This is a genomic window from Arthrobacter sp. BE255 (genome assembly GCF_031457335.1).
Classification (GTDB): Bacteria; Actinomycetota; Actinomycetes; order Actinomycetales; family Micrococcaceae; genus Arthrobacter.
Window position 1 is genome coordinate 32,711 of sequence record NZ_JAVDWK010000008.1, and the last position, 22,142, is coordinate 54,852.

Genomic DNA, 22,142 nt, shown 5'->3' on the forward strand with positions numbered 1-22,142 from the left:
CTCCCCTTTCGAAAAGCAGGCATATGAGCAGCGCTGTCCAGTCACCCCCGGCCAAAAAGACCCCGTCCCCCAGGATCGCTCCGGCGATCGTTGCCCTGGCGATGGGTGGGTTCGGGATCGGCGTGACTGAGTTCACCATGATGGGCCTGCTCAAGGAGGTGGAAACGGGCCTCGGCATCAGCACCCCTGAAGCGGGGCACCTGATTTCCGCCTACGCCCTGGGCGTGGTGGTGGGCGCACCCTTGCTGGCCGCGGTCGGAGCCAAACTGCCCCGCAAACACCTGGCCCTGGGACTCATGTTCTTCTTCAGCGTCGCCAACCTGACCTCGTACCTCGCTCCTGACTACACCACCATGCTGGTCTCCCGTTTTGCCGCCGGACTGCCGCATGGCGCCTTCTTTGGCGTGGCCGCCGTCATCGCCGCGTCCCTGGTCTCACCAACCCGCCGGGGATGGGCCATCTCCATGGTCATGGCGGGACTGACCGTCTCCAACGTGGTGGGCGTTCCCCTGGCCACCTGGGTGGGCCAGGCATTCGGCTGGCGCCTCCTCTTTGTCCTGGTGGGGGCCATCGGCCTGCTGACCCTGGCGCTGCTCTGGCGGTTTGTGCCGTTCCAGGCGGCCCACCCCGATGCCAGCATCCGGCGCGAGCTCGGGGCGCTGAAGCGGTTGCAGGTCTGGCTTGCCATCCTGATCGGCATTGTCGGCTTCGGCGGGTTCTTCGCCACCTACACCTACATCGCGCACACCATGACGTCGGTGGCCGGCATCCCGTCGTCCCTGATCCCGCTGGTGGTTGCGCTCTATGGCCTGGGCATGGTGGCCGGCAACATCGTTGGCGGGCGGATCGCGGACCGGTCCGTGATGGGAACCATTTACCGGGTGCTCCCCGGGATCGCCGTTGCCCTGGTGGTCTATGCCGTCGCCGTCCAGTGGCCGTGGTCCGCGTTTGTCATGGTGTTTGTGGTCGGCGCGGCCGGCTCGATGCTGGTGCCGGCCCTGCAGACCCGGCTGCTGGACGCGTCACCGGACGCGCCGTCGCTGGCTTCCTCCCTCAACCATGCCGCGCTGAACGTGGCCAACGCACTGGGTGCATTCCTTGGCGGCGTGGTGATTGCCTGGGGCTGGGGCTATGTTGCCCCTGCCCTGGTGGGGGCCGTCCTGGCCATCCTTGGCCTGGGCGTGGCCATCGTCAGCGGACTGCTGGAACGCAAAAAACCGCTGACCGCCTGATCCCGGGAGACACGTCATCCGGAGGACAGGGCGGCCAGCGGCCAGTCATTCAGGCACAGCCCGCCTGTGCCTGCGGCGGGGCCCAGCTATCAGGCGTTGGCGTCCTGCTCTCCGGCGGTGCCTGCCGAAGCGTCCGGCGCCGCTGCGCCCGTTGCGTCCGCCCGGTGGATGTCCGGTTCCAGGTAAATGACGCGTGCGATAGGCACCGCCGCCCGGATCCGCTCCTCGGCGCCGTCGATGGCCGCCGCGATGTCACGGCCGGCATCTGCTGCACCGACCGAAATCTTCGCCGCGACCAGCAGTTCCTCCGGACCCAGGTGGAGGGTCTTCAGGTGGATGACGCGCGTTCCGCCGTCTTCGATGGCGCGGTGGATCTTTTCGCTGTCATCCTTGGTGGCGGATTCACCCAGGAGCAGGGACTTGGTTTCGAGCGCCAGCACGACGGCGATCAGCACCAGGAGGATGCCGATCATGCCGGTACCCACGGCGTCCCACACGCCATTGCCCGTGATCAGGGTGAGCCCCACACCGAAGAGGGCAAAGACCAGGCCTATGAGCGCGCCGAGGTCCTCCAGCAGGATGACCGGAAGTTCGGGCTGCTTGGCGGTCCGGACGAAGCTGACCCAGCCCTGTTTCCCGCGGAGGTGGTTCGACTCGATGATGGCGGTGCGGAACGAGAAGGACTCCGCAATGATGGCGCCCGCCAGCACGGCCAGCGGAACCCACCAGAAATCGCCCTCGATGGCGTGCGGGTGCTGCAGCTTCTCCCAGGCCTCGTAGAGGGCAAAAAGGCCACCGACGCTGAACAGCACTATGGAGACAATGAAGGCGTAGATATAGCGCTCACGGCCGTACCCGAAGGGATGCTCCGGGCTTGCTGCCCGCTTCGCCCGCTTGCCGCCCACCAGCAGGAGGATCTGGTTCCCGGAGTCGGCCAGGGAGTGGATGGCCTCGGCGAGCATCGATGACGACAGCGTCAGGAGGTAGGCGACGAATTTGAGGGCGGCAATCGTCAGGTTTGCGGCAAGGGCCGCGACGGTTGCCTTGGTACCGCCGTTTGCAGCCACGGGGGCTTCACCTCTTCAGCGTTACGGGAACAGGACAGGAAAAACGCGAAGCCGGACTCGGCTGCGCCCATGAATACCGTACCTGCAGCGGCGTAAGACACACACCCGGACTGGCCGTAAGCCTACTGACAATAAGGGGGCTGTGTGTTAGCTTGAAGCAATATCGGGAAGATTAAGTCCCGGCGAATATATAAGGAGGAGACATGGGTTTTCTTGCTTGGATTATTCTCGGCCTCATAGTGGGGGCCATAGTTAAGGCCGTTATGCCCGGCAAAGTGGGCGGCGGCTGGGTCACCAGCCTTGTTCTTGGCGTGGTTGGTGCAATTGTGGGCGGCTGGATCGGCAGCCTGCTTTTCGGCAAGGGAGACCTTGCATTCTTTGACCTCGGCACGTGGATTCTCGCCATTGTTGGCGGCCTCGTAGTAGCCGGCGTCTACGGCGCAATTACGGGACGCAGCAAGAGCACGCGCGCACCCTGATTCCCGTCCCACTATTTGAAATCAGCAAGGGCCCCGGATGATCATCCGGGGCCCTGCCCTTTAAGCCGGAGCGGGCAGGCTCTCCTGCTGGGACCGGGCGCTTGCGTAGAGGCAGACGGTTGCTGCGGTGCCGAGGTTGAGGCTCTCTGCCGCCCCATAGACCGGAACGGCCACGCGGTGGTCGGCCAGTCCCAGTTCAGCTTCCGACAACCCCTGCGCTTCGTTTCCAAACAGCCACGCTGTGGGGTTTTCCAAGGGGTAGGCCGATCCGGCGCCGGAGGCACCCAGCCGGCGGGCCGCGTTCTCGTCCTGCAGCGTGTCCAGGTTCAGCTGGCCTTGGCCGTCCGCCGCGAGGACCCCGATGCCGCGTTCCTTGCAGCGCGCCACCAGCTCCTCGACGTCGGCGCCGAGCACCACGGGCAGGTGGAAGAGGGATCCCGCCGTCGAGCGCACGGCCTTGGGATTGTAGATGTCAACGCTGGATGCGGTCAGGATGACGGCGTCCGCTCCGGCCGCGTCGGCTGCCCGGAGCACGGTTCCGGCGTTGCCGGGGTCGCGGACCTGGCACAGTACCGCGACCAGCTGCGGGCCGGCGTCGAGTACCTGCTCAAGGCTTACGTCCAGGAAACCGCAGACCGCGAGAATGCCCTGCGGGGTGACAGTGTCCGCCATCGCGGCCAGCACTTCGTCGGTGGCCAGGTAGGCGGTGGTGCCCTCAGCGAGTGTCTCCAGGTCCGGGTGCTTGTCGAGGCAGGCCTCGCTCGCGTAAACCTCATAGACGATGCCGGGCTCCCCTGCGGCAATCCTCTTCTGGTGCAGGACCAGGGCCTCCCGGACAGCCTGCGGGCCCTCCGCCAGGAACTCACTGCGCTTTAAACGGGCCGGGCGCCCGGCAAGTTGTGCCACCTTCCTCACCCGATCAGCTCGAGGGTTGGAAAGTGGAAAATCTTGCGGGCGCCCGGTTTCGTTCATATAAGAACCTTAGTTGCTGTTGAAGCAGGTTCTCGAACTACCCAGAACGGGGAGCTGCTACTCAGTGGCCTCGTCAGCGGCAGGCTTCTTTGCAGCCTTGGCCTTTGCAGCCTTCGGCGCCTTGGCCTTGGGTGCTTCAGCCTGGACAGCCGGAGCGGACGTGTCTGCAGGCAGGGAGTCCTTGGCAACCTTCACCAGGGCGGCGAAAGCGTTGGCGTCGGAAACGGCCAGCTCGGCCAGCATGCGGCGGTCAACCTCAACCTCAGCGGCCTTCAGGCCCTGGATCAGGCGGTTGTAGGTGAGGCCGTTGGCGCGGGATGCCGCGTTGATGCGCTGGATCCACAGGCGACGGAAGTCGCCCTTCTTCTTCTTGCGGTCACCGTAGCTGTACACAAACGAGTGCAGCAGCTGCTCTTTGGCCTTGCGGTACAGGCGTGAACGCTGTCCCCGGTAGCCCTTTGCGCGTTCGAGGATAACCCTGCGCTTCTTGTGGGCGTTTACCGCCCGCTTCACACGTGCCACGTGCGTACTCCTTCAGAATTCTGATCCCAAGCGTCTACTGCCGGAAACCCGGCCGGCCTGAGAAGGCTTTTTGGTAGGTGACTGCTGCCAGGAGGCATCAGCCAAAATACTTGGAAATTAGATGCCGAGCATCTTCCGGATGACCTTGGCGTCGCCCTTGAAGACGATCTTGTCGCCGGCGAGGCGGCGGGTCAGCCTGGAGGACTTGTGCTCGAGGTAGTGGCGGCGGTTGGCCTGCTGGCGGCGCAGCTTGCCGCTGCCGGTCAGCTTGAAGCGCTTCTTAGCACCACTGTGGGTCTTCATCTTCGGCATGGGAACCGATCTCCTTACGTATCCACAGACCAGGGTCTGCAGTTCTTCGTGCAGCCACCCCTGCGGGCGGCGTGCTGGTTGCTTGCTGCCGGAGGACAACCTCCGGCAGCTTTGAACTAGGTGGTCTTCTTGCCAGCCGGCTTCGGCGCCGCCTTGGGGGCGGGCCGGGCAGGAGGTTTCGGCGCTGCAGGCCTGGCCACCGGCTTCGGCATCGGGACTGGCGGCCTCGGAGCTGCCGGGGCCGGAACCGCTGCCGGTTTGGCTGCTTCCGGAGCCTTGGCGGCGACCGGTGCCTTGGGAGCCTCCGGTGCCTTTGCGGGCGCGGGAGCTGCCTTCGGTGCCTCACGCCGGGGGGCTGCTGCCTTGGGGGCTTCAGTCTTCGGAGCTTCAGTCTTCGGGGCAGCCTGCTTCGGCGCTTCCTGCGGTGCGGCTTCCTTCACGGGAGCTTCTTCTGCAGGGGCGGCTTCCACGGGTGCTTCGGGAGCAACAGCGGCAGCGGGAGCTTCCACCTCGGGTGCCTCGGCTTCGGGCTCCGTGGTGATGGCGAAACCTTCCGGAAGGAGGTCAGCCAGAGACTGCGTGAACGGTGCCTGGTCGTCGCCGGAGACGTCGACGCGCCCCGTCGCCTTGGCTTCGTTCTGGGCCTTGGCTTCTGCACGCTGCGTGGCGCGGCGGGCTTCTGCCTTGGCTTCGGCCTTGTTCTTGAGCGGACCTACGACCATGACCATGTTCCGGCCATCGATGCGCGGGCTGGACTCCACAACGCCAACTTCGGCGACGTCGTCGGCGAAGCGCTGGAGAAGGCGGATGCCCATCTCCGGACGCTGCTGCTCACGGCCGCGGAACTGGATCATTGCCTTGACCTTGTCACCCGCGCCGAGGAAGCGCAGTGCGTGTCCGCGCTTTGTCTCGTAGTCGTGGGTGTCAATCTTCAGGCGGAAGCGGATTTCCTTCAGAACAGTGTTGGTCTGGTTCTTCCGGGCTTCACGTGCCTTGACGGCGGCCTCGTACTTGTACTTGCCGAAGTCCATCAGCTTGCACACCGGAGGCTTTGCCTGAGGTGCAACTTCAACGAGATCAAGGTCGGACTCGGCAGCCAAACGCAGGGCGTCCTCAATACGGACGATTCCTACCTGTTCACCTGCAGGGCCGACCAGCCGCACCTCGGGGACGCGGATACGCTCATTGATTCTTGGCTCGCTAATGTTAAAGCTCCTGTGATTGTTGTGGGTATTCCACCGGCAAAATAGAGAAGGCCCCCAATTGCCGGAGCAATCGAAGGCCTCGAAGATCGGATGTGCCGGCCCCCGCGGAGGCTGCACGCATCATCCCCGCAAAAGCTGGGTAATGCCCGACCAGATACCCGGCAACCTTGCTTCCTTGGGAATTGCTTCCGGTAGGAAAACGGCTGACGCGGGTGGGAGAGGACTCCGCTTGCAAACTGGGTGCCATTCTACAGAAAAAATACCCGCCCAGCGCATCCCAGCGCCGGTGGGGATCATCCATAACAAATAACGACATCCAGTCGGTCTGTGACAAGCTTACCAGTATGAGCACCCCAGACAGTAATTCACACGTTTACCAGGCTGCCGACGCCCAGGGGGACGTCGCCCAGCAAATCCGCGACATCTCCGAGGTACCGGCCATCGAGGTCATCACCACCGCGGCAGTCCACCTCATGAGCGCAGCAGCGGTAAAACTTGGCCTCGCTGCCGAGGACAACGCCGAGGAACTCAAGGACCTGGACGAGGCCCGGAAGCTCATCACCGCACTCGCCGGGCTGGTCACCGCCGCTGCGCCCGAGATCGGGTCCCAGCACGCCGGGCCTTTGCGCGACGGCCTGCGTTCGCTGCAGCTCGCCTTCCGCGAAGAGTCGATCATCCCCGACGCCCCGGGCAAGGGCCCGGGCGAGAAGTACACCGGCGCGGTCAACTGAGCCGGCACAGCTAACTGATATAAACCACGACGGCGGCGGGCGGACCATGGCGGTCCGCCCGCCGTCGTTATGTCCCCCGGGTGTCAGGCGGCGGTGCGGCTGCGGCGGCGCTGCTGCAGCACCAGTCCCACGAGGCACAGCGCTACGCCGGCGACGCCGACGGAGACAAAGCCGCCGGAGGATCCCACGACGTCGATGAAGACTCCGGCGAGCGGAGCCCCGAGTGCCACGCCGCCGGTCAGCGCGGAGCCGTACCAGCCCATCGCCTCACCGCGGCGGTCCTCAGCCACGAGGTCTGCCACCTTTTCGGACGCGGCCGACAGTACGGGCGCGCAGAGGAGGCCGGGCAGGACCGAGACGAGCGCCAGCGACCAGGTGTCGTGCGCGAAGCCCATCGGGATGGTCAGGGCTGCCATTCCCAGCAGCAGGATGATGGGCGAGACCGGGCGGTGCATGGCGCCGTAGATGAGGCCGCCAATCACCGACGCGGCACACCAGAAGAGGAATACGATGCCGATTTCGCCCTGGTGCCCGCCCGTTTCCAGCGCGGCGACGATGCCCACGTCGGTTCCGCTGAGCACCATGCCCGCGCCCGCGGCGACCGCGAAGACGGCCGCCACAGTGGCCGTGAACCACGCGAAGTTGTGGGCCACCTTGCCCCGGATACCGGATCCGCCATGCGCTCCCGCGGGCACGAGTTCCGCCGCCGCTTCCTGGAGGTGGGCGGGCGCGGCCGAGACCACTGCCACTTCCGCCGCGTGGCGCTGGTCCGCCTCGCATTCCTGGGTTTGTGTGGCGCTGCGGGTGGGCGGGTTGAACCACATCAGGAACAGTCCGGCCAGCGAGGTGGACACTCCCACGATGGTCAGCCCCAGGACCGAGTAGCCGCTGGTGGCTACGACGGCTCCGGCGGCCGGGCCGATCATGAACACCATCTCGGTGGTGATGGCGTCCAGGGCAAAGGCGGTGCGCCGCTGGTCACCGTCAGCCAGGACACCGAGGGACTGGCGGACCACGCTGAAGATGGGGAGGGTCAGCAGACCGCCGATGAAGACCAGCGGCAGCAGCCATTCGTAGGTTACGTGCGGCACTGCCGTCCAAATGACGGTTTCGGACACCACCGACGGGATGAGGGCCCTGCGCAGGCCAACGGTGTCCACGCGCCGGCCGCGCCACGGCGCACCCAGGGCAATGCCGATGGTCATGACGGCGGCGGCGGCACCTGCGGCCGCGTAGCCCTTGTCCAGCGTAAGGACGATGTGCAGGGTCAGCAGGACCCCGGCAGCGGAGTGCGGGATGCGGGCAATCATGCCCACCAGCAGCAGCCGCCTGATCGGCCGGACGGCGAGCAGCTCCCGGTATAAAGCGAAGTTCACGGAAAATCCTTTGGTCTGCCGCGGGCAGCCCGAGGGATCTCCCCGCTGACCGTCAGCTATTGAACAGCGCGCCTCAACTTGATTTCGATCGAGTCAACGCGCTCCCCAAACAATACATTCCGCGACCAGGCGGCCTGGAGCCCGGCCACCAGGTCCTGGACTGCGGCTGCATCAAGGCCGTCCTCGAGGTAGAGCACCACCTGCAACTCGGGTCCGGCGCCGCCGCCGGCCATCGTTTCGCCGTTCGCTGTCGTGGTGGTGACGCCGGCGCCCGGGAGGAGCCCGATGTTCCGGACCGCGGGGAACGCGGCAGCTGCCTCCGAGATGGTGCCGGCCACCTCCCCGTCCAGGTACGAGGGCACCCAGGTCTGCTGCTGCGCCAGAGCCCACAAACCGGGCCGCCGGACCACAAAGGTGACCTCGGAGCCGGGATCAAGCACCAGGAGTTCTGCCTGCTCCGACACGGCGGAGAGGGCGGCCCGGGCGGCATAGACGGCCACCGGCCGCGCGTCGGGATGCCAGCTGGCAAGCGCCTGGGCCGAGGTGAAGGCGGGCATCGCGGTCCTGCCGTCGGCTGCCTTCAGCATCACCAGCGCCATGTCCGCCTGCTTGTCCGAAACCAGGCCGTCATGGCCCTCGGATTCCTCCGCCAGCTGCGCGATGATCGGGATGAAAACCCGGGCCGTGGCCAGCGAGGCTATGACAGCGGCCTCGTCACCTCTTCCGTTCCGGAGTGCCGAGACAGCGGCGAGGTATCCGGCGTCGGCCGTGCCGTCGTCGTCCTCAAAGTTGTGGATCTTCCCGTCGTCCCCGGCCAGGCTGCGGCCCTGCCACGGCCGGCCTGCCGAGTCCGTGGGCCCGCCGGCCCCGGCGAGGGCTGCGGCGATGTGGCCGGGCAGGTGGCGCGGCGCCGGCGCACCGTCGTGACCGTGTGCACTGCCGTTGTGTTCCATCGGTCAGCGGGTCCGGCGGGCCTAGCGGCGGCCGGCGACGTCGAGGGCCTCGGGCAGCGTAAAGGCTCCGGCGTAGAGCGCCTTGCCCACGATGGCACCTTCGACGCCCAGCGGCACCAGCGAGCGGAGCACCTTGAGGTCATCGAGGCTGGAGATGCCGCCGGAGGCCACGACGGGCTTTCCGGTCTTCTCCACCATCTGGCGCAGCAGTTCAACGTTGGGCCCCTGCAGGGTTCCGTCCTTGGTGACGTCGGTGACAACATACCGGGCGCAGCCGGCCTCTTCGAGCCGGCCGAGTACCTCCCAGAGGTCGCCGCCCTCCTTGGTCCAGCCCCGGCCTGCCAGCGTGGTTCCACGGACGTCGAGTCCGACGGCGATCTTGTCGCCAAAGCGGTCGATTGCGCGTGCTGTCCACTCGGGGTTCTCCAAGGCAGCGGTGCCCAGGTTCACGCGTGCCACGCCGAGGTCCAGTGCGGCTTCAAGGGACTCATCGTCCCGGAGTCCGCCAGAGAGCTCCACCTTGATGTCCAGGCGGCCCACGACTTCGCGGAGCAGTTCCGAGTTGGAACCGCGGCCGAACGCGGCGTCGAGGTCCACCAGGTGCACCCATTCGGCGCCCTGCTGCTGCCAGTTAAGGGCAGCCTCCAGCGGTGTACCGTAGCTGGTTTCGCTGCCGGCTTCGCCCTGGACCAGCCGGACGGCCTGGCCGTTCACGACGTCGACGGCGGGCAGCAGTTCAAGGACCGGCAGATCGTTTGCGGTAGTCATCTCAAAATCCTCAGGTAGTTGTGCGGCTGGTGGGGGCGGGAGCGCCGGTGCAGGCTAGCTTCCGGAAAACGTCAGGAGGGAGGCAGCCAGCAGCGACATGCCGGCCAGGACGTAGAAGCCTAATTGGGTCCAGAGCGGCCGTTGCTGCTGCCGGAAGGACAGGGCGCCGCCGACCAGAAGGCCGGCGAGCCCCATCAGGACTATTGACCACATCTACGCGTTGCCGTCCGCGGCCGCCGGCTTCCGCAGGGCATCCACCCAGTTGCGGAGGAGCCGGGCTCCGGCGTCGCCGGATTTTTCCGGGTGGAACTGGGTGGCGCAGAGCGGGCCGTTCTCCACGGCGGCGATGAACGGCGCACCGTGCTCGGACCACGTGACCAAGGGCGGAGCCATCCTCGGCTGCACAACGTCGAAATTCCATTCCTGGACGCCGTAGGAGTGCACAAAGTAGAAACGCTCGCCCTCGACGCCCTCGAACAGCTTGGACCCCTCCGGGACCTTAACCGTGTTCCAGCCCATGTGCGGCACTACCTCGGCCGGGAGGAGCTCCACCTTTCCGGGCCACTCCCCCATGCCTTCAGCCTCGGTGCCGTGTTCCACACCGGCCTCAAACAGGACCTGCAGCCCCACGCAGATGCCCAGCACGGGGCGTCCGCCGGCGACCCGCCGGCCGATGAGGCGGATGCCGTCCACGGCCTTGAGTTCGCGCATCACCGTTTCGAATGCTCCCACGCCCGGCACGACCAGGCCGTCGGCGTTCAGGACGTCCTCGGGCCTGGAACTGAGGATGACCTCGGCGCCTGCCCGCTCCAGCGCACGCACTGCGGAGCGGACGTTCCCGGACCCGTAGTCGAGGACGGTGACCGTGGGCTTGCCCTCCGGCGATTCCGGCTTCTTCAGGGCCGCCGGGTCGATCACAGCGCCGTCGCGCAGGATCTGGCCACTCACAGGGCACCCTTGGTGGACGGAATTCCTTCAACGCGCGGGTCCGGCTCCACGGCTGCGCGCAGTGCGCGGGCGAATGCCTTGAACTGTGCCTCCACGATGTGGTGCGGATCCCGGCCGGCGATGACGTTCATGTGCAGGCAGATGCCTGCGTGCAGCGTGATCGCCTCAAAGACGTGCCGCGTCAGCGACCCGGTGAAGTGGCCTCCGATCAGGTGGTATTCCTGTCCGGCGGGCTCGCCGCCGTGGACCAGGTAGGGCCGGCCTGAGACATCCACCACCGCGTGGGCCAGTGCCTCGTCCAGCGGAACCGTCGCTTCGCCGAAGCGGCGGATCCCGGCTTTGTTGCCGAGGGCCGTCCGCAGGACTTCCCCGAAAGTGATGGCAACGTCCTCCACGGTGTGGTGGACGTCGATGTGGGTGTCACCGGTGGCCTTCACCGTCATGTCAATGAGCGAGTGCTTGCACAGCGCCGTGAGCATGTGGTCATAGAACGGGACGGACGTGTCGATGTTTGAGACACCGGTTCCGTCGAGGTTGATCTCCACAAGCACTGACGATTCGCTGGTGGCACGCTCCATGCGTGCGGTGCGGGTCGCGGCAGTGCTGGATCCGGTGGAACTCATGGTCATATGTCCTTTGCGGAGAAGGAGGAAGTCCCGCGCGCGCGGCGCGGCTATGGTCAAGTTTAGGCGGGCAGCTTTGCCTGGCCGGCCAGGATGGCTTCCAGGGCAGTGAGGAAGGCTGTGGTTTCAGTCTCAGTGCCGGCGGTGACCCGCAGGTGGCCCGGGATGCCGACGTCCCTGATCAGCACGCCGGCGTCCAGCAGTTGCTGCCAGACGTCGTGGGACCGGTCCAGTCCGCCGAAGAAGACGAAGTTGGAGTCCGACGCGGCGGGCGAGAGGCCCAGGCGGGTCAGTTCGGAAACGATCCGGTCGCGCTGGACCTTGATGTCCTCGACGTCCGCCATCAGCGCCTCGCGGTGCTGCAGGGCGGCCAGGGCGGTGGCCTGGGTGACGGCGGAGAGGTGGTACGGGAGCCGGACCAGCCGCAGGGCGTCCGTGACTTCGGGAGCGGCGGCCATGTAGCCCAGCCGGGCCCCGGCCAGGGCAAACGCCTTGCTCATGGTCCGGGTGACAATGAGGCGTTCCCGGCCCGGCAGGAGCGTCAGGGCGCTGGGTGTGCCGTCGTGGGCAAACTCGTGATAGGCCTCGTCCACGATCACGATGGTCTGGCTGGCTTCGCCGGCGGCGTACACGGCTTCCACCACATCCAGGCCCAGTCCTGTTCCGGTGGGGTTGTTGGGTGAGCTGAGGAAGACAACGTTGGGCTGGAGCTCCTTGACCTGGCGGCCTGCCGATTCGGCGCTCAGTCCGTAGTCTGCCTCACGCTGTCCAGCAATGTATTCAGTGTCCGTACCGCTGGCCAGCAGCGGGTACATGGAGTACGTGGGAGGGAAGCCAAGAGCCGTCCGGCCCGGCCCGCCGAAGGCCTGGAGGATCTGCTGCAGCACTTCGTTGGAACCGTTGGCTGCCCAGATGTTCGACGCGTCCAGTCCGTGGCCGAGGAACTCCGCCAACGCGTCGCGAAGCTCTGAGAACTCCCGGTCCGGGTACCGGTTCAGACCCGCCGCGGCCTCGGTGACTGCCGCGCTGATAGCCGCCCGGACGTCCGCAGGAACACCATGGGTGTTTTCGTTGACGTTCAGCAGGATGGGAACATCGAGCTGCGGAGCCCCGTACGGGGACAGGCCACGAAGGTTGGTCCGGAGGGGAAGGCGGTTCAGACGCTCTAGCTGGTCATTCACCTGAACAGTTTAGTGCCGAAGCGCGGACCCCGAAAATGTGACGGTTCCCGGCTGCCATTGACAACCTGCAGGGCTACTTTGCAGGTACAAACAGTTGCTGGCCGGGCAGCACCGTTCCGGCCGTGAGGTTGTTGAGCTGGACGATGTCCGCTATCACATCCCGGGGATCCCGCTCCGGGGACACCGCGGCGGCGATCCCCCAGAGCGACTGACCGGGCTGCACAGTTACTGAGACCGTCGGCGTGAGCGAGAGGTCCGCAGCGGAGTCGGCGGCCTTGGCAGGTGCGTTCAGGAATCCCGCAAGCAGGAAGAGCATCGCCGCGAGCAGGACCAGGGGAATGCCGATCAGGACCACCCGGCCGCGCCGCGTCAGGCGAAGGGGCGGCAGCGGTTCCTTGCGGACCAGCACATCGGGCACTGCTGTGAGGTGCTGGACCGAGACGAACTGCGGACGGGAGTCCTGCGATGCTGAAAAAGCTGACATGAAATGAGCCCTCCTGGACCATGCTGTGCTGCCCGGAGTGTTCTTTCCGCCCGCCTGCCTGCCTCGGCGGGCTGGCCCTGCCGTTTCGAATATTCGAATACCGCGGGAAGCGAATAGAACACATGTTCGAACTTTGCTTCTTCTGTTTTAGCACTTATCAACGAACATTGTCGAGACTCGCTAGAACAAATGTTTGAAAAAGGGTTGTGGCTGGCCTACGTTTGAACCAAAGATCAACCACCTCTGTAGTTGATCAGCAGGGTCTGACAATCAATGCCGGAGACTCCCGGCACCCGCGGCCGGAAGGCTCCGGGGCAACGGAAAGGCATTGGCAAACATGGCAGCAGCAGCCGCGGGCGGCAGGGCGACCCAGCGGGGTCAGCAGCCCCAAAGGACTCCCAAAGGGCTGACTGCCCGGCAAAAGAAGATCCTGGAAACCATCCAGCGCTCGGTCAATGACAACGGGTATCCCCCGTCCATGCGTGAAATCGGTGACACCGTGGGCCTGGCCAGCCTGTCCAGCGTGACCCACCAGCTCTCGCAGCTGGAAAAGCTGGGCTACCTTCGCCGGGATCCCAAGCGGCCACGGGCCATGGAGGTCCTGATGCCGCTGACGCTGGACGGCGGGACATCCAAAGCCGCAGGTTCAGCCGCGCCGGCTGCCCTGCGCGGCATCAGCGGGGGCAAAGTGACTGAGTTGCCCACCGCCATGGACACTGCCATGGTCCCGCTGGTGGGCCGGATCGCGGCCGGCGGGCCCATCCTCGCGGACCAGGTCGTGGAGGACGTTATGCCCCTGCCGCGCCAGCTGGTGGGGCAGGGCGAGCTCTTTATGCTCAAAGTGGCCGGAGACTCCATGGTGGACGCGGCAATCTGCGATGGCGACTGGGTGGTGGTGCGGCGCCAGGCTGACGCCGTCAACGGTGACATCGTTGCGGCTCTCCTGGACGACGAAGCGACCGTCAAGACGTTCCGCCAGCGGGACGGCCACACGTGGCTCCTGCCGCAGAACACCCAATACGAACCCATCCTTGGCGACCACGCCACCATCATGGGCAAGGTTGTTTCGGTCCTGCGCTCGCTCTAGGCCCGTCAGTTACCGCAAAAATAGATCAGCCGGGCCCGCCGCGAGGGGCGGTCCCAGCTGATCTTTTGCATTTAACTCCCTGCAGTTAACTCAGGTGTGCTCCTTGGCCAGCCGCTCAAGGGCAGCGAACGCGATCTTCCGGTCCGTGGTGGGCCAGAAGGGCGGCAGCGCGCCCCGCAGGAAGCCGGCGTAGCGCTCCGTGGCCAGCCGCGAATCAAGCACCGCCACCACGCCCTTGTCGCCCGTGGACCGGATCAGCCGGCCGGCGCCCTGTGCCAGCCGGATGGCGGCGTGGGTGGCGGAGACCGACATAAAGCCGTTCCCGCCGGCCTGGGCCACGGCCCTGGAGCGGGCGGTCATCAGGGGGTCGTCCGGCCGCGGGAACGGGATGCGGTCAATCACCACCAGGCGGCACGAGCCGCCAGGAACGTCCACACCCTGCCACAGCGACATGGTGCCGAAGAGGCAGGTGTCAGGCTCGTCGGCGAACTGCTTGACGAGCGCGGTCATCGTCGAGTCGCCCTGGCAGAGGATGCTCAGTCCCAGCCGGGGCCGCAGGGCCTCGGCTGCCTCTTCCGCGGCGCGGCGCGAGGAGAACAGGCACAGTGCACCGCCGCCGGAGGCCCTGATCAGCGCCTCGAGTTCCTCCAGCGCTTCCGGCGACACTCCGCGGCCTGGCTTGGGCAGGTGTCCGGCAACGTACAGGATCCCCTGCTTCGGGTAGTCAAAGGGGGAACCGACATCGATGCCGGTCCAGCTCGGGGCGCCCTGGCCCACGAGGCCCAGTCCGCCGGCGGCCGGTTCAAACGCCGAGCCGATGGCCAGCGTGGCCGAGGTGAGTACCACGGTGTGGCCTTCGAACAGGCCCTCCCGCAGCCTTCCCGCGACACTGAGGGGCGCGATGTTTATCAGCGCCGGTGAGGCGTCGTCGGGCTGCGCGTAGCCCTGCTGAGGATCGAAGGTGCTGGCGCGGGAGAACCACACCACCTCCCGGTTTTCACGGGCCGCGATGAGCCGTTCGCAGAGTTCGAGGATGAGCATCAGGCGGGAGCGGGCGAGCTGGCGCCCGCCGTCCGCGGTTTGGCTGCTGTCTCCCTTGGAGTCGGAAAGGGCAGCCCGGCAGGCGTCCCGCAGTTGGTCCATGCAGTCCAGCTGTTCGTCGTTGAGTCCGTTGGGAAGCAGCCCGTTGGGCACCCCGGCGAGGGCGAGTTCCAGGTTGGCAGCGGCGGCGTTGAGGGCGTCGACCGTGATGGCTGTGTGCTTCCGCGCGCCGGACGCCGCGGCATGGACCATGGCGACGGACAGCTGCCCGGATACGGCCCCGGTCACCCGGTCCTGGAGTTCGTGGGCCTCATCCACCACCACAACGTCGTATTCAGGCAGGACGGCCAGGCCCTCGAAGGCACTGACGGCGAGCATGGCATGGTTGGTGACCACAACGTCGGCGTCGGCGGCGTCCTGGCGGGCCAGCTCGCTGAAGCATTCGGCCGCCATCGGGCACTTCTGTGCCCCCAGGCATTCCATCGAGGTGACGGAGACCTGGCGCCAGGCCCGGTCCGTGACGCCGGGAAGGAGTTCATCGCGGTCGCCAGTGGCCGTTTTTTGCGCCCATTCGCGCAGGCGCACCACTTCCTTGCCCAGCTGCGAGGACGGTCCCCCCAGCGCGGCGGCGAAGTGCGGCACGCTGGTGTCCTCGCCGAGGGAAAACAGCTGCCCTTCGGCGGGTTCCTCGGAGGGGAATCCGCCCTCAAGCTTGTGCCGGCACACGTAGTTGGAGCGGCCTTTGACCAGCGCCACCTTCACGGGGCGGTCCAGGGCCGGGGTGATGGTTTTCAGCAGGCGCGGCAGGTCCCGGCCCACAATCTGCGTCTGCAGGGCGAGGGTGGCAGTGGAAACCAGGGTGGGCTTGTTGCTCACGAGCGAATGCGCAATGAGCGGGATCAGGTAAGCCAGCGACTTTCCGGTTCCGGTGCCGGCCTGGACCAGCAGGTGGTCGCCGGTTTCGATGGCCCGGGCCACCTGCCTGGCCATCTCGTGCTGTCCGCTGCGGCTTTGCCCGCCCATCCCGGCCACGGCACGGTCGAGCAGTTCAATGACGAACTGCTCGCCGGCCGTACCCGAGGACTCACTTGCCACTGTTTCAGTCATTGCTGACGAATGATTCCAGTTCCGCCGCGAGGCCTTCCCGGACCATCACCACGGCCCGTGTTCCGTCCTCGCCATGGTCAAGGCTCAGGATTTCGGCGTCGGTGTTGTGCAGCTTGCTGATCACGTCGCCGCGGTTGTACGGGATGAGGAGCTCAAGCTTGACGCTGGGCCGCGGGATGGAGCTGCTGATTTCGCGGAGCAGCTCGGCGATCCCCTCACCGGTCCGGGCCGACACCACCACGTGGCGGGGCTCGCGCTGTTTGAGGCGTTCGACCACAAACGGATCCGCGGCGTCCACCTTGTTCAGGACGATGATTTCCTGCACCTTGCGGGCGTCCACTTCGCTGAACACCTTGCGGACTGCGGCGATCTGTCCTTCGGGATCCGGATGCGAAACATCCACCACATGGAGGATGAGGTCGGCGTCCGCCACTTCCTCCAGCGTGGAGCGGAAGGCCTCCACCAGCTGGGTGGGAAGGGAACGGACGAAGCCCACGGTGTCAGCCAGGGTGTAGCCCAGGCCATCCGCGGTCTCTGCCTTGCGCACGGTGGGGTCCAGGGTGGCGAACAGGGCGTTCTCCACCAGCACGCCGGCGTCGGTCAGCCGGTTCAGCAGCGACGATTTCCCGGCGTTGGTGTACCCGGCGATGGCAACGGACGGCACGGAATTACGACGGCGGTTGGCCCGCTTCGTTTCCCGCGCAGGCTTCATCGCGGCGATCTCGCGCCGCAGCTTGGCCATCCGCGTCCGGATCCGGCGGCGGTCCAGTTCGATCTTGGTCTCACCGGGGCCACGGGAACCCATGCCGGCGCCGGCGCCGCCCACCTGGCCACCGGCCTGGCGGGACATCGACTCGCCCCAGCCGCGCAGGCGCGGCAGGAGGTATTCGAGCTGGGCCAGTTCCACCTGGGCTTTGCCCTCGCGGCTCTTGGCGTGCTGGGCGAAGATGTCCAGGATCAGGGCCGTGCGGTCGATGACCTTGACCTTAACGATGTCCTCCAGGCCGCGCCGCTGGGAAGGCGCCAACTCGGCGTCCACCACCACGGTGTCCGCACCGGTGGACATCACGATTTCCTTGAGCTCCTGGGCCTTGCCGGACCCGAGGAACGTGCCTGGGTCCGGTTTTGCCCTGCGCTGCACCATGCCGTCCAGGACTTCCGAACCGGCAGTCTCTGCCAGGGCGGCGAGCTCACGCAGTGAGTTTTCGGCGTCGGCGAGCGTTCCTTCGGCCCAGAGGCCGGCAAGCACCACGCGTTCCAGGCGCAACTGCCGGTATTCGACTTCGGTAACGTCTTCGAGTTCCGTGGACAGGCCGGCGGTACGACGGAGCGCCCTGCGCTCTTCGAGGTCCTGCTGGTCGCCGTCGAAGGCGCTGTGCTCTTCGTCGAGGCGGGAAATTGCCTGGGCTTTGCCGAACACCGCCCTGCCGTCGCCTTCAGCGGCGGCGCCGCGTTTTGCCGGAACATCCTTGGAGAGAATCCGGTCGATGACAGCTTGGATTTCCTCCGGGCTCATATCCTGGGCTGCTGGATCGGATCCGGTGTTGGGCTGGCTGGTCATGGTCTCCTTTGAAGATTCGGCATTTCCAGAATAGTGCCGATTGCTGGTGAGTGGGGACGTATTCGCGCTGGGCTGACGGCTGGCGGTCATCCTGGCTCCGGTCTGCTGCGCGCGCCGTGCAAGGCGGTGGCACGCAACGTAGATCCACATCCATCGAAGTAGTGGAGTGGGTAAAGGCGCAGGCAACACCGGGAAGGGCACAGCGTGAGGGCTGGCTTCGAGTATTGCCCGGCGGTCGAACCGGGCGCCAAAGGCCTGGTCGGTGACGCATCTGCGGAAGGTGAAAACCTGCATCGCTGCGGGACGTGGCTGCGGGACGGGTTCAACCCGTGCCGGCTACTCGAAGATCAGGAACATGCCTTCCAGATTAGCAGACCCGGTCCGGCGCGGTTTCCCTTACGCTTCACGGCCAACTAATCTGGCCAGTTATGGAGTCCGCACACTATTTCAGCGCATCGCCCGCAGGGCCGTTCACCCGCAAGCCGCTCACGGTGGACCTGGCCGGGGAGACGCGCAAACTGCAGACATCCGGCGGCATTTTCAGCCCTGACGGAATCGACAAGGGTACGGCCGTGCTGCTGGCTGAGGTCCCGGCGCCGGCGCAGTCAGGGAACCTGCTGGATATCGGCTGCGGCTGGGGTCCCATCGCGATCACCATGGCCCTGCACTCGCCCGATGCGAAGGTCTACGCGGTGGACGTCAACGAGCGCTGCATCACACTGACGAACGAAAACGCGGCTTCGCTCGGCCTGCGGAACGTTACCGCCAGCACGCCGGACGAGGTGGACCCGGACCTGCGTTTCGACACCATCTGGTCCAACCCGCCCATCCGGATCGGGAAGGACGAACTGCACTCACTGCTGAAGCTGTGGATTCCGCGGCTGGCACCGGGCGGCTCCGCATGGCTGGTAGTCCAGAAAAACCTTGGTTCCGACTCCCTGCAGCGCTGGCTGTCACAGGAACTGGACGGCTCGTTCACGGTCACCCGGGAAGCCACAGCCAAAGCCTTCAGGATCCTGCGGGTCAGGAAAGCGTCCCGCTAGCCACAATCACCGCCGGGCCGCTGAGCTCGACGTGCTCGTGCCCGCCGGCTCCGGCAAAGAACTTGACGCCGACGACGCCGCCCGGCACCTTGACGTTCCAGGCGTCAGGCGCCCCGGCCCCGGCCCAGTGCCTGATGGCGACGGCGGCAGCGCAGGCGCCCGTGCCGCACGACTGGGTCTCGCCGACGCCGCGTTCGTGGACCCGCATGGTCACAGTGCCCACACCGTCATGCACCAGCGGCTCTGAGGGGACCACAAACTCGACGTTGGTTCCGTTGGCCGGGGTGGGATCCACGTGCGGGGCGGTGAACAGGCGGGTGGCTTCCAGTTCGGAAAGCTCGGCGAGGGCCACTACGGTGTGCGGGTTGCCCATGCTGACGGAGAGGGCGGGGCGCGGCACTTCCAGGCCGTCGGCCGTGACCAGGGAGTCCATCGCCTTGGCGGAGGCTTCCCCGGGGAAAATGAACTCCCAGGGGCCCATGTCGACGGCGTAGTCCTCGCCGGTACGGACAACGGTTTTGATTCCGCCGCGGGTTCCGATGGTGAGGGCGCCGCCGTCGGGCAGGTCAACCAGGCCCTCGGCGCGGAGGAAGTGGACGAAGACCCGGACGCCGTTGCCGCACATCTCGGACAGGGAGCCGTCCCCGTTGCGGTAATCCATGAACCATTGGGCGTCCGGGGTTGTGCCCAGCAGTTCCCGGCCCTCAGGCAGGAAGCGCGACGGTACGGCGCGGATGAGTCCGTCCCCGCCGATGCCGCGGTGCCTGTCGCACAGCGCGGCAACCTGGTCGGGGCCGATGGTGTGGATGCCGTCAGGATCGGCGATCAGGACAAAATCGTTGCCTGTGCCGTGGCCTTTCGAGAAGCGGAGTCCGCCCAGGGTGGAGATGGCGGGCTCGAGGGTCTCTGCGGGGGTAGCGTCCATGTTCCAAGGTTACCGGCCGACTGCGGGGCATCAGAAACCCGCTGCGCCCGGCGGGCAGGCGCCGGTTCAGCCGCAGAGCGTGAGCGCGTGTGCTGCCAGTTCGGGGTCTTTCCAGTCCAGCCAGCTGATCCGGGGATCGGCACGGAACCAGGTGAGCTGCCGCCTGGCGAACTGCCGCGTGGCCACGATGGTCTCTTCGGCGGCCTCCTCAACGGTGGCGCCGCCGTCGAGAACCCTAAGGAACTGGGAGTAGCCCAACGCCCGCGGGGCGGTCTTGCCGTGGCGCAGGCCTGCCTTGTCCAGCTGCCGGACCTCCTCAAGCAGGCCGTTGTCCACCATGGCGTGGACACGCTGGGCAAGCCGTTCACGCAACTGTTCCCGGTCCACGGCCAGGCCGATCTGGATGGCGGGCTGGAAATACTCCCGCCGGGGCATGAAGGAGCTGAATGGCCGGCCGGTGAGCTGGTGGACTTCCAGTGCCCTGATGATCCGGCGGGTGTCCGAGACGCGTGCCGCCGACACAGGGTCAACGGCCCGCAGCCGGGCCAGCAGCGGTCCGGTGCCCTCCGCTGCGTGCTCTGCTTCCAGCACCGCGCGCACGTCGGGGTCGGTTCCGGGGAATTCCAGGACATCCAACGCTGCCCGGACGTACAGCCCGGACCCGCCGGCCAGGATGGCCCGCTTCCCTCGTGCGTGGATGTCGGCGATGATGGCGCGGGCCTGCTGCTGGAAGTCCGAGACGCTCGCTTCCTGGGTCACGTCCAGGGTGTCCAGCAGATGGTGCTGCACTCCCCTGCGTTCAGCCTGGGTGATTTTGGCCGTCCCGACGTCCATGCCGCGGTAGAACTGCATGGCGTCGGCATTGATCACTTCCCCGTCCAAGGCAAGGGCGAGGCTGACGGCGAGGTCGGACTTACCCGACCCGGTGGGACCAACGACGGCGATGACCGGAGGACTGGCCACCGGTCAGGCGCTGCGGACCGGCAACGAGGGCATGCCCAGCGAAACGCCGGAGCGGCCGGCTGCATTCTTCGCCGCGCTCGGCGCCGGGGCCCCGCACGAGTCGGCCTGCGACCTGTCCCAGGCGTCGCCAGCGCGGGAACGACGGAGGCTGTAGTCCTCCGCCGTGGGGTCGGCCACCAGGTGGAATGCAGCGGCTTCGGTGATCGTGACCGTCACGAGGTCGCCGGGACGGGGTGCGGGTGCTCCCGCAGGAACGGAGAAATGCACCAGCCGCTGGTCCTGGGTGCGTCCGGAAAGGCGGTGGGTTTCGCCTGCCTTGCGCCCTGATTGGGCGGTGACCATGACTTCGACGCGGCGGCCGAGCTGTTTGGCGTTTTCCTCGGCAGCGATCCTGTCCTGGAGGGCGGTCAGCCGTTCGAAGCGCTCCTGGACCACGGCCTTGGGCAGCTGGTCCGGAAGGTCGGCAGCAGGGGTGCCGGGCCGCTTGGAGTACTGGAACGTGAACGCGGTGGCGAAGCGGGACTTTTCCACCACATCCAGGGTGGCCTGGAAGTCTTCTTCGGTTTCGCCGGGGAAGCCCACGATGATGTCGGTGGAGATGGCGGCGTGCGGGATCCTGTCCCGGACTTTGTCCAGGATGCCGAGGAACTTGGTGGAACGGTAGGACCGCTTCATGTCGCGCAGGACTTTATCCGAGCCGGACTGCAGCGGCATGTGCAGCTGTGGCATGACGTTGGGCGTTTCGGCCATGGCCTCGATGACGTCGTCGGTGAAGGCCGCCGGGTGCGGGCTGGTGAAGCGGACCCGTTCCAGGCCTTCGATTTCACCGCAGGCGCGCAGGAGTTTGGAAAAGGCCTGGCGGTCGCCGAATTCGACCCCGTAGGAGTTGACGTTTTGGCCGAGCAGGGTGACTTCGATGGCGCCGTCGTCCACGAGGGCCTGGATCTCGGCCAGGATGTCACCCGGGCGGCGGTCCTTCTCCTTGCCGCGAAGGGCGGGGACGATGCAGAAAGTGCACGTGTTGTTGCAGCCGACGGAGATGGACACCCAGCCGGAATACACCGAGTCCCGTTTGGTAGGCAACGTGGAGGGGAAGACATCCAGCGATTCGAGGATCTCCAGCTGGGCTTCGTTGTTGTGCCGTGCCCGGTCCAGCAGGGCAGGAAGCGCCCCCACGTTGTGGGTTCCGAAGACGGCGTCCACCCACGGCGCCTTTTTGAGGATGGTTTCGCGGTCCTTCTGTGCCAGGCAGCCGCCGACAGCGATCTGCATGCCCGGGTTGGCGGCCTTCACCGGCGCCAGCATGCCCAGGTTGCCGTACAGCTTGTTGTCAGCGTTTTCCCTGACAGCGCAGGTGTTGAACACCACCACGTCCGCATGGTCCCCGGCGGCCGGTACGTAACCGGCGTCCTCGAGCATGCCCGCCATCCGCTCGGAATCGTGCACGTTCATCTGGCAGCCGAACGTGCGCACCTGATATGTACGGGGCGGCGCCGCAGGGTCGGCTGAAGGGGCGGTACCGGATGCGGGGGAAGGAATGGTCAAACTCACCTGTTAAGGGT

Annotated in this window: 24 protein-coding genes; 5 read left to right on the forward strand and 19 right to left on the reverse strand. The window is 66.4% G+C overall.

Annotation, left to right across the window (positions count from 1 at the left end):
- The first annotated feature begins 23 nt into the window (after positions 1–23).
- Entirely contained in the window at positions 24–1,232 is a 1,209-nt protein-coding gene (locus tag J2X42_RS14285; protein ID WP_310166207.1) for an MFS transporter, read from the forward strand.
- Positions 1,233–1,321: 89 nt separating this feature from the next.
- Here J2X42_RS14285 and J2X42_RS14290 read toward each other — a convergent pair whose 3' ends face one another.
- The gene (locus tag J2X42_RS14290) at positions 1,322–2,299 is read right to left on the reverse strand and encodes a cation diffusion facilitator family transporter (RefSeq protein ID WP_310166209.1); all 978 of its coding nucleotides are present in this window, start codon (positions 2,297–2,299) and stop codon (positions 1,322–1,324) included.
- A gap of 203 nt (positions 2,300–2,502) precedes the next feature.
- Here J2X42_RS14290 and J2X42_RS14295 point away from each other — a divergent pair, with 203 nt between their 5' ends.
- Complete coding sequence (locus tag J2X42_RS14295; RefSeq protein ID WP_056342958.1) at positions 2,503–2,778, forward strand: GlsB/YeaQ/YmgE family stress response membrane protein; 276 nt, start codon at positions 2,503–2,505, stop codon at positions 2,776–2,778.
- Positions 2,779–2,838: 60 nt separating this feature from the next.
- Here J2X42_RS14295 and J2X42_RS14300 read toward each other — a convergent pair whose 3' ends face one another.
- The 5 genes from J2X42_RS14300 to J2X42_RS14320 form a co-directional block, all read right to left on the reverse strand.
- Positions 2,839–3,750, reverse strand: coding sequence for an RNA methyltransferase (locus tag J2X42_RS14300; protein ID WP_310166212.1), 912 nt, complete (start codon positions 3,748–3,750; stop codon positions 2,839–2,841).
- 57 nt (positions 3,751–3,807) lie between these two features.
- Positions 3,808–4,272, reverse strand: a complete 465-nt coding sequence (gene rplT / locus J2X42_RS14305) for a 50S ribosomal protein L20 (RefSeq protein ID WP_310166214.1) — start codon at positions 4,270–4,272, stop codon at positions 3,808–3,810.
- A gap of 117 nt (positions 4,273–4,389) precedes the next feature.
- A complete protein-coding gene (rpmI, locus tag J2X42_RS14310; protein ID WP_009358635.1) occupies positions 4,390–4,584 on the reverse strand; it encodes a 50S ribosomal protein L35 in 195 nt (64 codons plus the stop codon).
- A gap of 116 nt (positions 4,585–4,700) precedes the next feature.
- Positions 4,701–5,747 carry a translation initiation factor IF-3 gene (gene infC, locus J2X42_RS14315; RefSeq protein WP_310166216.1) on the reverse strand — a complete coding sequence of 349 codons (1,047 nt, stop codon included), beginning with the start codon at positions 5,745–5,747 and terminating at the stop codon, positions 4,701–4,703.
- A 43-nt stretch (positions 5,748–5,790) separates the two neighbouring features.
- Entirely contained in the window at positions 5,791–6,123 is a 333-nt protein-coding gene (locus tag J2X42_RS14320) for a hypothetical protein (RefSeq protein ID WP_310166217.1), read from the reverse strand.
- Between the two features lie 10 nt (positions 6,124–6,133).
- Here J2X42_RS14320 and J2X42_RS14325 point away from each other — a divergent pair, with 10 nt between their 5' ends.
- Positions 6,134–6,520 (forward strand): DUF1844 domain-containing protein, encoded by a 387-nt coding sequence (locus J2X42_RS14325; RefSeq protein ID WP_310166219.1) that lies wholly within the window; start codon positions 6,134–6,136, stop codon positions 6,518–6,520.
- 83 nt (positions 6,521–6,603) lie between these two features.
- Here the strand turns inward: J2X42_RS14325 and J2X42_RS14330 are convergent, their stop codons facing one another.
- The 8 genes from J2X42_RS14330 to J2X42_RS14365 form a co-directional block, all read right to left on the reverse strand.
- On the reverse strand, positions 6,604–7,896 hold the full coding sequence (locus tag J2X42_RS14330; RefSeq protein ID WP_310166220.1) for an MFS transporter: 1,293 nt from the start codon (positions 7,894–7,896) through the stop codon (positions 6,604–6,606).
- A gap of 56 nt (positions 7,897–7,952) precedes the next feature.
- Positions 7,953–8,849, reverse strand: coding sequence for an SseB family protein (locus J2X42_RS14335; protein ID WP_310166222.1), 897 nt, complete (start codon positions 8,847–8,849; stop codon positions 7,953–7,955).
- Between the two features lie 21 nt (positions 8,850–8,870).
- Positions 8,871–9,617 (reverse strand): bifunctional 1-(5-phosphoribosyl)-5-((5-phosphoribosylamino)methylideneamino)imidazole-4-carboxamide isomerase/phosphoribosylanthranilate isomerase PriA, encoded by a 747-nt coding sequence (priA, locus tag J2X42_RS14340; RefSeq protein ID WP_310166225.1) that lies wholly within the window; start codon positions 9,615–9,617, stop codon positions 8,871–8,873.
- Positions 9,618–9,671: 54 nt separating this feature from the next.
- Positions 9,672–9,830 (reverse strand): hypothetical protein, encoded by a 159-nt coding sequence (locus tag J2X42_RS14345; protein ID WP_310166227.1) that lies wholly within the window; start codon positions 9,828–9,830, stop codon positions 9,672–9,674.
- A complete protein-coding gene (gene hisH, locus J2X42_RS14350) occupies positions 9,831–10,565 on the reverse strand; it encodes an imidazole glycerol phosphate synthase subunit HisH (RefSeq protein WP_310166229.1) in 735 nt (244 codons plus the stop codon).
- Positions 10,562–11,188: an imidazoleglycerol-phosphate dehydratase HisB gene (gene hisB, locus J2X42_RS14355; protein ID WP_131132443.1), complete on the reverse strand. Its 627-nt coding sequence runs from the start codon at positions 11,186–11,188 to the stop codon at positions 10,562–10,564. The genes hisH and hisB overlap by 4 nt, the downstream gene beginning before the upstream one ends.
- A 62-nt stretch (positions 11,189–11,250) precedes the next feature.
- Positions 11,251–12,369: a histidinol-phosphate transaminase gene (locus tag J2X42_RS14360; RefSeq protein WP_310166230.1), complete on the reverse strand. Its 1,119-nt coding sequence runs from the start codon at positions 12,367–12,369 to the stop codon at positions 11,251–11,253.
- 73 nt (positions 12,370–12,442) lie between these two features.
- Positions 12,443–12,853: a LysM peptidoglycan-binding domain-containing protein gene (locus J2X42_RS14365; RefSeq protein ID WP_310166231.1), complete on the reverse strand. Its 411-nt coding sequence runs from the start codon at positions 12,851–12,853 to the stop codon at positions 12,443–12,445.
- 337 nt (positions 12,854–13,190) lie between these two features.
- Between J2X42_RS14365 and lexA the strand changes: the two genes are divergently transcribed.
- Positions 13,191–13,940, forward strand: coding sequence for a transcriptional repressor LexA (gene lexA, locus J2X42_RS14370; protein WP_310166232.1), 750 nt, complete (start codon positions 13,191–13,193; stop codon positions 13,938–13,940).
- A gap of 90 nt (positions 13,941–14,030) precedes the next feature.
- Here lexA and J2X42_RS14375 read toward each other — a convergent pair whose 3' ends face one another.
- Both J2X42_RS14375 and hflX read right to left on the reverse strand, forming a co-directional pair.
- Complete coding sequence (locus tag J2X42_RS14375) at positions 14,031–16,088, reverse strand: ATP-dependent DNA helicase (protein WP_310166234.1); 2,058 nt, start codon at positions 16,086–16,088, stop codon at positions 14,031–14,033.
- Positions 16,081–17,649: a GTPase HflX gene (gene hflX, locus J2X42_RS14380; RefSeq protein WP_310166237.1), complete on the reverse strand. Its 1,569-nt coding sequence runs from the start codon at positions 17,647–17,649 to the stop codon at positions 16,081–16,083. The genes J2X42_RS14375 and hflX overlap by 8 nt, the downstream gene beginning before the upstream one ends.
- Before the next feature lie 428 nt (positions 17,650–18,077).
- Here hflX and J2X42_RS14385 point away from each other — a divergent pair, with 428 nt between their 5' ends.
- The gene (locus J2X42_RS14385) at positions 18,078–18,692 is read left to right on the forward strand and encodes a methyltransferase (RefSeq protein ID WP_310166240.1); all 615 of its coding nucleotides are present in this window, start codon (positions 18,078–18,080) and stop codon (positions 18,690–18,692) included.
- Here J2X42_RS14385 and dapF read toward each other — a convergent pair.
- The 3 genes from dapF to miaB all read right to left on the reverse strand — a co-directional run bounded on the left by dapF (position 18,673) and on the right by miaB (position 22,131).
- Entirely contained in the window at positions 18,673–19,617 is a 945-nt protein-coding gene (gene dapF, locus J2X42_RS14390) for a diaminopimelate epimerase (RefSeq protein WP_310166243.1), read from the reverse strand. The two genes, J2X42_RS14385 and dapF, sit on opposite strands and share 20 nt — an antisense overlap.
- 66 nt (positions 19,618–19,683) lie before the next feature.
- Entirely contained in the window at positions 19,684–20,580 is an 897-nt protein-coding gene (gene miaA, locus J2X42_RS14395) for a tRNA (adenosine(37)-N6)-dimethylallyltransferase MiaA (RefSeq protein WP_310166245.1), read from the reverse strand.
- A 3-nt stretch (positions 20,581–20,583) separates the two neighbouring features.
- Positions 20,584–22,131 carry a tRNA (N6-isopentenyl adenosine(37)-C2)-methylthiotransferase MiaB gene (gene miaB, locus J2X42_RS14400; protein WP_310166247.1) on the reverse strand — a complete coding sequence of 516 codons (1,548 nt, stop codon included), beginning with the start codon at positions 22,129–22,131 and terminating at the stop codon, positions 20,584–20,586.
- Positions 22,132–22,142: the final 11 nt, after the last annotated feature.

Coding starts and splice junctions, on each gene's coding strand:
- J2X42_RS14285 (WP_310166207.1), top strand. CDS start 24: ATGAGCAGCGCTGTCCAGTCACCCCCGGCCAAAAAGACCCCGTCCCCC.
- J2X42_RS14295 (WP_056342958.1), top strand. CDS start 2,503: ATGGGTTTTCTTGCTTGGATTATTCTCGGCCTCATAGTGGGGGCCATA.
- J2X42_RS14300 (WP_310166212.1), bottom strand. CDS start 3,750: ATGAACGAAACCGGGCGCCCGCAAGATTTTCCACTTTCCAACCCTCGA.
- rpmI (WP_009358635.1), bottom strand. CDS start 4,584: ATGCCGAAGATGAAGACCCACAGTGGTGCTAAGAAGCGCTTCAAGCTG.
- J2X42_RS14325 (WP_310166219.1), top strand. CDS start 6,134: ATGAGCACCCCAGACAGTAATTCACACGTTTACCAGGCTGCCGACGCC.
- J2X42_RS14335 (WP_310166222.1), bottom strand. CDS start 8,849: ATGGAACACAACGGCAGTGCACACGGTCACGACGGTGCGCCGGCGCCG.
- priA (WP_310166225.1), bottom strand. CDS start 9,617: ATGACTACCGCAAACGATCTGCCGGTCCTTGAACTGCTGCCCGCCGTC.
- J2X42_RS14345 (WP_310166227.1), bottom strand. CDS start 9,830: ATGTGGTCAATAGTCCTGATGGGGCTCGCCGGCCTTCTGGTCGGCGGC.
- hisB (WP_131132443.1), bottom strand. CDS start 11,188: ATGAGTTCCACCGGATCCAGCACTGCCGCGACCCGCACCGCACGCATG.
- J2X42_RS14365 (WP_310166231.1), bottom strand. CDS start 12,853: ATGTCAGCTTTTTCAGCATCGCAGGACTCCCGTCCGCAGTTCGTCTCG.
- lexA (WP_310166232.1), top strand. CDS start 13,191: ATGGCAGCAGCAGCCGCGGGCGGCAGGGCGACCCAGCGGGGTCAGCAG.
- J2X42_RS14375 (WP_310166234.1), bottom strand. CDS start 16,088: ATGACTGAAACAGTGGCAAGTGAGTCCTCGGGTACGGCCGGCGAGCAG.
- hflX (WP_310166237.1), bottom strand. CDS start 17,649: ATGACCAGCCAGCCCAACACCGGATCCGATCCAGCAGCCCAGGATATG.
- J2X42_RS14385 (WP_310166240.1), top strand. CDS start 18,078: ATGGAGTCCGCACACTATTTCAGCGCATCGCCCGCAGGGCCGTTCACC.
- dapF (WP_310166243.1), bottom strand. CDS start 19,617: ATGGACGCTACCCCCGCAGAGACCCTCGAGCCCGCCATCTCCACCCTG.